Source organism: Myxococcales bacterium, assembly GCA_022563535.1.
GTDB lineage: Bacteria > Myxococcota_A > UBA9160 > UBA9160 > UBA4427 > DUBZ01.
On sequence record JADFNE010000104.1, the window covers coordinates 1 to 9452 of the forward strand.

7 protein-coding genes are annotated in these 9452 nt (G+C 60.8%); 1 reads left to right on the plus strand and 6 read right to left on the minus strand.

Annotated features, from left to right (window positions below; translation table 11 throughout):
* A partial coding sequence (locus IH881_19055) for a hypothetical protein (protein ID MCH7869800.1) occupies positions 1-1470 on the plus strand: 1470 nt, incomplete at its 5' end.
* A 63-nt stretch (positions 1471-1533) separates the two neighbouring features.
* On the opposite strand, the gene IH881_19060 is transcribed toward IH881_19055, so the two are convergent.
* The 6 genes from IH881_19060 to IH881_19085 all read right to left on the minus strand — a co-directional run bounded on the left by IH881_19060 (position 1534) and on the right by IH881_19085 (position 9241).
* Positions 1534-2055 (minus strand): hypothetical protein, encoded by a 522-nt coding sequence (locus IH881_19060; protein ID MCH7869801.1) that lies wholly within the window; start codon positions 2053-2055, stop codon positions 1534-1536.
* Complete coding sequence (locus tag IH881_19065) at positions 2052-2969, minus strand: hypothetical protein (protein MCH7869802.1); 918 nt, start codon at positions 2967-2969, stop codon at positions 2052-2054. The genes IH881_19060 and IH881_19065 overlap by 4 nt, the downstream gene beginning before the upstream one ends.
* 130 nt (positions 2970-3099) lie before the next feature.
* A complete protein-coding gene (locus tag IH881_19070; protein ID MCH7869803.1) occupies positions 3100-5130 on the minus strand; it encodes a molybdopterin-dependent oxidoreductase in 2031 nt (676 codons plus the stop codon).
* Between the two features lie 187 nt (positions 5131-5317).
* Positions 5318-6073: a hypothetical protein gene (locus IH881_19075; protein ID MCH7869804.1), complete on the minus strand. Its 756-nt coding sequence runs from the start codon at positions 6071-6073 to the stop codon at positions 5318-5320.
* A 198-nt stretch (positions 6074-6271) separates the two neighbouring features.
* On the minus strand, positions 6272-8503 hold the full coding sequence (locus tag IH881_19080; GenBank protein ID MCH7869805.1) for a fused MFS/spermidine synthase: 2232 nt from the start codon (positions 8501-8503) through the stop codon (positions 6272-6274).
* A gap of 66 nt (positions 8504-8569) precedes the next feature.
* Positions 8570-9241 (minus strand): hypothetical protein, encoded by a 672-nt coding sequence (locus IH881_19085; GenBank protein MCH7869806.1) that lies wholly within the window; start codon positions 9239-9241, stop codon positions 8570-8572.
* Positions 9242-9452 lie beyond the last annotated feature (211 nt).

Consider the following 9452-nt stretch of genomic DNA (forward strand, 5'->3'; position numbering starts at 1 on the left):
ATCACCGTTCCAATCGCCCTGGTGAAGAACGACATGTGGAGACCGTCGGGCTACGACAGTCCAACCTCGGTTCCCTACTACCGGCCCCTCAGCATGCTCACCTACGTTCCAGGCCAGGCGCTGTGGGGCGGCCCTCTGCCCGAGCGCGTGATCAATCTAGCCTTACACCTGTTGGTGACCGGCCTGTTGGCGTCTCTCGCGCAAGCGCTAGGTGCAAACCGACGAGCAGCCTGGTTCGGGGCAGCCTGCTTCGCTTGGCTGCCCGCCGCCTCGGAGACGGTGGCCTGGGTGAGCGCGCGCGGCGATCTGCTCGGCGCCGCGTTCCTTCTCGGCGGCCTGCTCGCGCAGAAGCGCAGTCGTCCGGGGCTCGCCGGTGCGCTCTTCTTTGCGGCGCCCTTTTGCAAAGACTCGTACATCGTCGTTTCGCTCTGCGTGATGATCTGGCTGTGGGCCAACCGGGTTCGGCCCGATCGGAGCCTGGTGCTGGCAGTGGTCGGAGCGGGGGTCTATCTCGGAGTTCGAATGCTGGTCGGACTCCCGATCGAGGTCCGCCACGCCAAATTCGACCCAGTCCATCTGCTTGGCGCAATCGGAGCGTTCGCCGCACGCGGGATTCAGTTGCTGGCCGACTGGCGCTCGCCGGACGTACTCGAGTACTACGATGGCTGGCCACTGCTCGGAGTCTCAGCGATTCTCGCGGTCGCGTTTGCCCTCGCCCGAGTACGCGGTCGCCCCTGGCTCGGCCTGCTCCTGGTCGCGCTACCCATTACCGCGATCAGCATCCTACCCACGCTGCAGTTCGGAATTGTCGGAGACCGCTACTACTACGCGCTGTTTGCGTGTGCGGCGGTTGCTGCGGCACTCGGGTTCGACGCACTTCAAATGCGAATACGCGCGCGGCCCCAATTCGCGGCCCTGCCCATCGCGCTGCTCGCTCTGCCCGTACTCTACGCGCCCTTCACCGCCGTCCGTTCCGCCGAGTGGCTCGACAACGGTTCTCTCTATCGAGCGTCGCTCGCCCGCAACCCTGCCAATCGAATGGCGGCTTTCAACATCGGCCACTTCCATCAGTATCACCTCGACGACTGTGAGACCGCCATCGGCTTCTACGAGCAGGCCGTAGACGAGGTCTTCGAGGCCGGCACCAATCTCGACGTCTGCTGGATACGCCTCGGACGCCCCCTCGAAGCGGCGCGCGCCAGTGCCCTGTTCGCAAACCATCACGAAAGCTACGGACTGCCGGCCCATCAGGCGTCCGTCGCACACCTTCGGATCCGGGCACTCGAGACGGCCGAAGCCTGGGCCCGTGAAACGATCCGACGCTCCCCAAACTGGCCGCCGGGCCATCTGCAGCTCAGCGATGTACTCGCCGCACAGGGACGAGGCGACGAAGCCGCAGAGAGCCAACGCCTCGCGGCGACCTTTTCGACGACCTTCTCTACGCCGACATCGAGCGTCCTGGTGGACTGAAGCCATCCCTGTCTTCGGGCTTGATTCGGGCTGGCCGGGGCGGGCGCCTGCTCGCGATCGAGCTCAGGCGCGATACCGCTTGAGCACCATCAGGAGTGTCATGCCGCAGATCAGGCTCGCGGCCACTCCGGGTTCCGGAATGAACCGGATCTGCATGACTGCGACACCGCCGGTCTCATACATTGCGGCGGGGGTAACTCCGAGCCACTGCGTAATGACCGGGCTCACGAGCTGGACCGTCCCGACGCCCATCGTGGTGCGGTTATCGAAGCCCACGCGGCGTGCGAAGGTATCGTGCGGCCCGCGGCCGGTGGCTTTGACCGTCACGGTTCCGGTTGTCCACGGCCAGCGCTGCGCGATGGCGACATGCGAGGACTCATAGCGCATCGTATGGCCGTACAATAACAACTTGGTCGTGGTGAACTCCTGCGTTACGACCGAGCTGGCGTTAGGATGGCTCCCATCCGCAACATTCTTGTAACCCGCCGCTCCGATGAACTCGTACAACCACGTACCGTAGCCGAGCCCGCAGCCGCCCTGGTAGAAGTAGCAAACCTTCGTGCTGTAGCTTCCCAGGAGCTTCATGACACCGCCGAACGAGTTCGCTCCTCTCTCGTTACTGTGACCGTTTGGACAGGGCCTCCGCCCACCTTTAGCGTGAACGTCGCCATGGTTCGGTCCACTCCGCCAATGGTCGCAGCCCCCGTAGAGAAGAAGCCCTGACCGGCTCCAAAGCTACCCGCGTCGTTCCGCAGGTTGGCGTACGTGTAACTGTAGAGGTACGGAAAAACGCTTGGGAACGAACCGATCGTTGTCCGACGAAAGCCGTCCGTTGCCGGCGCCGGGTTGGCTGCTGGGAAGTTGAAGGCGAACTTGCCGGGGATGGCCGGGGCCGAAGTTGTCGTCGCAGTTCCGCCGCCCTCGACTGGGGCACCCTTCATACCCTTCCCGCGGTTGGGGTCGCCCGGGCCCAGGTACATGGTTGCCGGGAAGCCACCGACTGTGGTGGAACCCTGGATCCAGGTGTGGCGTGCCACGCCACCCGCGGTGAAGAACAGAGGATTCCGATAGAGCGGGGGTGCTTTGGAACACACTAAGGCCGGTGCGCCTGGGCATGAACCGCCGAGGGGTGTGAGCGTTCCATACTTCGCGGGGCGAGGCATTTCACCAGCCGTGAGCGGCCGACAGCCGGGACCGCGGGGATGCCACTCCGTACCGACTCCGGCCGTCGTGACCGGTGTCGATGAGAAGTCGCAGAGCGGGTTCTGAGAGTGACCCTGATTGCCCCACGGAACTGCGTAAACCTCGAAGTATCGCGAGTCACCAGTCCCGATGTTTACATTGTCGTTGCCAAACGACTCCGCAATCCACGAAGCGTCGTACATCCTGTTGCCGGCAAGCGACTGGCTGCTCGACGAAAGGATGCTGAATAATAGAAGGCATACGAACGTGATCCGGTGACACACCTGGCTGTTTCTACTGGTTCGACTGACATTCATTTGCGACGAAATCCGATGCAATAAGGGCACTACAGCCGCCGAGCACGTCGTCCTGAAAAGAAAGGAACTTCCGAAGCCATTCTTCCCTTTGGGGAGAAAAATGTCAACTACGAAATTGATTTGGAGGGGGTCAAGCTGAAGCGATGTCGACCTGGGTGTCGTTGTAACAAGCGCCGGCGCCGAGGTCGGCGGTATGTCCCGGTACCAGGGCGTTGATCGTCATGCCGGTCTCGCTCGTCTCGAGCCAGGCTCCCTTCTGCACGTAGAGCGTGCCGGTGCGAATCGCTTTGCTGATCTTCAATTTCAAGATGACTTTGCCCTGTACATTGAAGAGCTGGACCCGTTGCCCGTCGGTGAACGCCAGCGACTGCGCATCCGCCGGATTCATTTCGACTTCGGCGGATTTTGCGAGTGCCGTAACACCGCCGAAGGTCGAGTTGGTTCTTCGATCTGAACTCGGGCTCACCAGGATGAATGCGCCGGTGCGGGCGAGAGGCCGAAACGAGGGCAGGCCTTCGGCGAGACGTTCTTCGAGTTCTTCGGAGTAGAGTTCGGCCTTGCCGCTCGGTGTGTCGGGGTCGATTCCGCGCAGCACAGAAGGCGTGCCGGGAACTGCGAGGTTGATGACTTCGTCGGTCCCGATGTCCATCCCGCCTCGGCCGCCCATGCGGGGGTCCGTGCGATCGATGGCCAGATCGATCAGCTCGTGGTCGCTCTGCAAGAAAGCCGGGTCGTCGAAACCGAAACGCTGGGCCAGCCGGCGGAAGATTTCGGTATTGGGTAGCGAGTCGCCCACCGGAGCGATGACCGGTTCCGCTCGCTGCAGGTATTGGTGGCCATACGAGATGAAGATGTCGTCATATTCAAAGTGTGTGCATGCCGGCAAGATGATGTCCGCGTAGGCCATGCTGTCGGTCATCGAGATATCGCATCCGACGACAAAGAGATCTTCCTGTGACAGCGCCTCGCGCATTTTGTTTTGCCTTGGATGCACCGCGACCGGGTTGTGGTCGTAGATGAATACACTCCGGATCGGTGGCGCGAAGGAGGGATCGAGAATGTGGTCGGTCAAGCTCAGGATGCTCAGCTCGCGTATCCCTTCCGGAGCGAAATCCGGCCGCTCCAGCGCGTCGTGGTTCACAGGAAAATACGCGGAGACGTTGCAGACGCCGGCGCCTTCGACGCCGAAGTTTCCGGTCAGGACTGGCAGCGCATAGGCGGCGCGAAGTCCGCCGCCTCCGTTGCGGTTTCGCTCGGGAGCGACGCCGACGATCGTGCATGCCGGTTTCAGGTCTCGCCAGAATGCTGCGAAGATTTCCAGCTCTTCGATCGCGAGGCCGCATTGTTCTGCGGCGTGCGAAAGTGAAAACTCTCGCGCCCGAGCCAAATAGGCGTCGGCACCTTTTACGTTGGCAGCGATGAAGTCGCGGTCAAGGGCGGACTGGCGTTCCAGTTCTGCGGCGATCGCGTAGCCGAGTATTACGTCGGTGCCCGGCAGCAATGCCAGGTGCAAGTCGGCTTCTTCCGCGATGCGAGTTCGTTTTGGGTCTATGACAACGAGCTTTGCGCCCAGGCTTCGTGCCTGTCGGAGGGTCCGGGTCAGATGGAGATTGGCAACGGTGATATTGTTGCCCCAGATGACAATGAGCTTGGATTCGACCATCTCATCGTAAGTGATTCCAGGCGTGTCTCCGAAAATGCTTTCGTAGGCTTCGGAAGACGCGCCCGCGCACAAGGGGGTGCTCTTGAGCAGCGATGCGCCGAGTCGGTGAAAGAACCGCTTGGACATCGAGCCGCCACAGATCAGTCCCATCGGCCCGCCATAGGTCAGTGGAATGATCGCCTCGGCCCCCGACTCGGAGATGATCTGGCTATATCGATCGTGGATCGAATCGAGGGCTTCATCCCAGCTGATGGCTTCGAACGCGGCGCTTCCCTTTGCGCCGACGCGTCGCATCGGCGTGGTCAGCCTTTTCTTGCCATGCACGAGTTCCGGAAAGCCAGTGGCCACCTTCATGCAGATCTTGCCGGCCGTCAGCGGATTCACCGAACTTCCGCGAACTCGCGAGATCGCTCCGTCTTCGACCTCCACAGTCAAACTACACGTGTCACCGCAGTCGAGCGGACACACACTCGGATAGGTTTCAGACGACGCACTCATGGTGACTTCCTCGAACCCCGCAAGCATTCAGTCGCGCGTCGGGTTCTGGCCGGGCGACGGCATCGGTAGGATGAGCAGAGTCTACTCGAAATCCAATTGGCAGCGAAAGCCGGGCCGGAAGGGGCAGTTTCGAACCCTGAGGAGGAAGCAGTATGGGAACTTCGACGGCTGACGGAGAGTGCCGAATTTACTCCGGAACCAGTTCTTCGCGCGTGTCGCCTTCGATCCAGCTCCGGTAGATTGCGGGCGGAAAGAAGACGAGCCCGACCAGCACGCCGGGAATGAATTCGTACCAGCCGAGGAGCACGTTGATGGTGGCGGACGGCTGCCCGGTGCTTTCGAGTGCGACGTAGTCAACGATATCGATGAGTTCCAGGAGCAACCAGAACGAGCCCGCCAATCCCCAGAGCAGATAGCGATTGCAGACGAGTGGTTCGCACAGACCCACGCGTAGGCGCTTGCGCGCTTTGACGTACTGAGTCAGCCCCTCGACGCCCATCCAGCAGAGCGGGATTGCACTTCCGACCCGTGTTACCCACCACCAGGGATTGGTGAGCGGAGATTCGCCGGCCCAGTCGCCCACCCAGATGGACCCCGTCACACCGAGGATCAGGCAGCCGAATGTGATGGAGACCAACCACAGCGCCCAGCGCTCCTGGCTGCGAAACACGGTGCGGTTGAAGAGCGTCAAGGCGGCGCTGCCAAGATAGAACGCAAACAGCGAGCTGAACGCGAACAGGGCCGGAAACTCTGCTGCGTCGCGATAGAAAAGCAGATACGGAATGTCGTAAGCGGCGTAGCCGAGTGTCCAGAGCAGGAAGCTCGTGCTCAGCAGGCGGTCCGAGATCTCATCACTTCGCAAGCTGAGTGAATACAGCCGGAGGCCGACCACGAGGAACACGAGCCCCGCGATACCCTCTCCGATGTAGGTAATAAATTCCACGAGCGCTCCGCCACGATATTACTGCCCTGTGCACTGTCCGAAATTCAAACGAACCAAGTTGAGCAATCGGATTTTCCAGACGGCGACTTGAGGACGGGCGGGCAGTGGGCGGAGCCTGGGGCTCAACGCTGAATTCCACCAGGGCATGAATTTTGAATTCAAGAATCCCGACATTCGAGCGATTTGACATTTCATTACTTATTGGCGGATTTGCAAATGCTGATTGTTTTTTCTGCTCCGTTCGCGAATTTGTTGGAGATTGTGCCGCTGAAGTGCGAGGCCGCTTTTAAAGTGGCCAAGCACGTGATCCACGCCCGAGTATTCGAGGCGAGGCCGATCATCGGTGATCAAAGGTGCGCCGGCGGTGTAGCGGCGCACACCTGCGGGACCCAAAACTATGGCGCTGCGCAGCGATTTTGGTGACACGTCAAGTTCTTGGAAAGCTGCGGGGGCCGTCGCCGAGCGGGATGCCATCGCGCGCAAGTCGATCGGGACCCCGCTCCCCAAGGCGATACCCGTTCCGTCGCCCGGCATGATGAATAGATACGTGTAAGGGAATACCGATTGAATGGTCGCCATGATCTGCCGGGCGTCCTCGCTCGTTACGAGGTGTAGCGGCAGCCACTGGGCAACGACGCCATCGACACTCATGCGTCGTTTGGCCAGCTGATAATACTCAGCGCTATAAAGGTTGACGGCACCCGCGAAGTATGGCGGCATGGGCTCGAGCGTGATCACGTCAAAGCGCTCTTCTGTGCGCTGCAGGAAGGCGCGGCCATCGGCGATCGTTACATGTGCCACGACGGCGAGATTCTCTGGGGTGAAGTGCTCTGAACAGGCGATGACATCCTCGTTGATCTCGACGGCTCGATAGTCGATCTGCCAGCTGGCCACGGCGCGTACGGTGGCGCCGGTACCGAAGCAGATCACCAGCGCATTGCGGGGCTCGGGATGGGCCAATAGCGGCAGATGGCCCATCATTGGCATGTAGTCGGTGCCCGAGCCCGTGGCGGCTGTGCCGAAGCCATCCAGAATTAGCGAGATGCGCCCGGACGGCTTGTGGTCCAGTACGGTGGTCGTCGACGTTTCGCCGTCTCGGAAACAGCGTACCGTGTGTTCCAGTTCATGACCCACCACGTGAGGAGGAACCGGTACTGCCTTGCCGAGTTCCAGCGTTTGGTCGGGCCACGCTGCGAAGATGGCGGTCAGCGCCATGATGAACGTGACGGCGGTGAGTCGAATGTTTTTTTCCAGCGCGATCAGGCCAACGCCGGCGATCAATTGAATCGCTGCGACAGCGATCAGCGCGCCGCGCGTTCCAAGCGCTGGCAACAACACCAATCCAGTCAGCAACGAGCCGAACACCGCCGCGAGTGTGTTGATGAAAAATGCCGCACCGAGTGTGCTGGCCGCGTTGCCTGAGCGCACGATTTGACTGGCAGCCATGGGAAAGGTCATGCCCCATACAGTCGCCGGCAATCCCACCAGCACGACCGAGATTCCGCCGTACATAAACAACCGGTAACTGAAAGAGAGATCGCCGCCTCTCAGGTATTCGATCAGAGCGGGGGTTGTCGTCACGATCGGGCCGAATGCGAGGGCCAGCACGCCTCCGGCGACCAACACCAGCCCGATGGACCTGGAGTCTCCCGGCTTGGAAACGGGGGCGATGGCTGCACCGAGTGCAAGGCCAGCGAGGAAACCTCCAAGGATGATCGTCAGTGCGTAGGCGGTACCCAGGAATCCCTGGAGCAGCATACGCATGAAGAGCACTTCGTAGGCGAGTACTGTGAAACCAGAAACCGCGACGGCGAGAGCAGCCGGCCCGCGTGGCCACGGAAGTTGCTCCCGCTCGAGGGCCGCGGGCCGATCGCGATTGAGCATGGTGATGGCCCAGACGGTGACTTCGAGCCCCGCCGCCACCAGTGCCGATCCGCGCAGACCGAAATGCTCGATCAAAAAGAAACCCGCGAGCAACGCGCCGAGCAGAGCACCGAAGGTATTGCCGGAGTAGATGTAACCCACCACCCGGCGCGTCTTTTCGCCGCGTCCGACCGTGCGGTCGATGTATGCCAGCATTACCGGAAGCGTGGCGCCCATCAAAGTCGTTGGAATCAGCAGCAGCAACATGGACAGCAGAAAAACCATCGCGTAGGGGAGATAGCCGTGCAGCAAACCGAGATGTTCGCTCGCCCATGTGACGGTGACGCCGGTAATGGCGATGCCCAGCTCGAGCCAACCAAACAACCGCAGTGGTCTCTCGACGCGATCGCCGTATCTGCTGAGCAGCGCGGCGCCGATCGCGGTGCCGAGCATGAACGTCGCGAACACGAGGGCCGCCGCGCGACTGGTTGCTCCGACAACCAACGTCATGCGCCGTGCCCACACCAGTTGGTAGATCAGCGCCGCCGCGCCTGTGGCGGTGAGCATCGCTAATAGTGCGTAAAGGCGTAGCCGACCCATCACCGCATCATAGGGTGATGTTGACCAGACACGCTACTCGGCGATCGTTTCTATCTCGAGCCACCCATTGCCCTTCAAGTCGTCCAAGGTCAACACGCCGTCCTCAAAAGACCAGCTTCCTGTCATTTCGAAGAAGTCCACACGGCCGGGCTCGCTTCCCAAGCGATGATTTACCGACACCAACCCACCCGAACGATGCACTGCATCAATCACCTGGGCTGTTACCGCATGCCCAATCCGCTTGCTGTCCGCATCGCTAATGCCTTCGAGTGAAATGCCACTCTCGGTCATCAGACGATCGTAATCTGGTATCTCTGTCGTCTGCGAGAAAATATTGATGTGAGGCCCAAAATACGAGACTTCCAAGCCCTGGAGTTGAACGATCTCCGGGTAAGCTTGAGCGACTTCATCGATCAAGCGCCCGTTCGCCTCAAAGGCACGCGCACCCGCAAGCGATTGTTCGATCCGGAAATCATCGAAGAGCACGCGGGCGTGCTTTCGCCTTCGCGACTCAACGCCAATTGATACCTGCCGCATGCTGTTGTCTTCGCCGCGGTGCTCGGGAAAACCCCGCACAGCGTCTCGCGTCACATTCAGCTCATAGCGGTTCCAGCTATTGGGGATGTAGGCGAGAGGAACGTGGTGGACGATTTGCACAATTCCCCGCGCGTTCTTTCCAGCGGATTCCGAAAAAATTGCCAGCACCAAAGTAATGTCCGAGGCGAGGTTGCGTAGTCCGCGGCCACGGGTCGCGGCAAACGCGAGCGTATGGGCTTTAAAGGTGTCACCTGAATCAAGGGGCCCCTCCTGACTCTCAACGGAGAAAGGCGAGGCGTGACGATATGATGCGATACGCTAATCGTGATCACTCCAACAAATCACATCGACACCCACACCCTTGGCCTCGTGGGAGTGA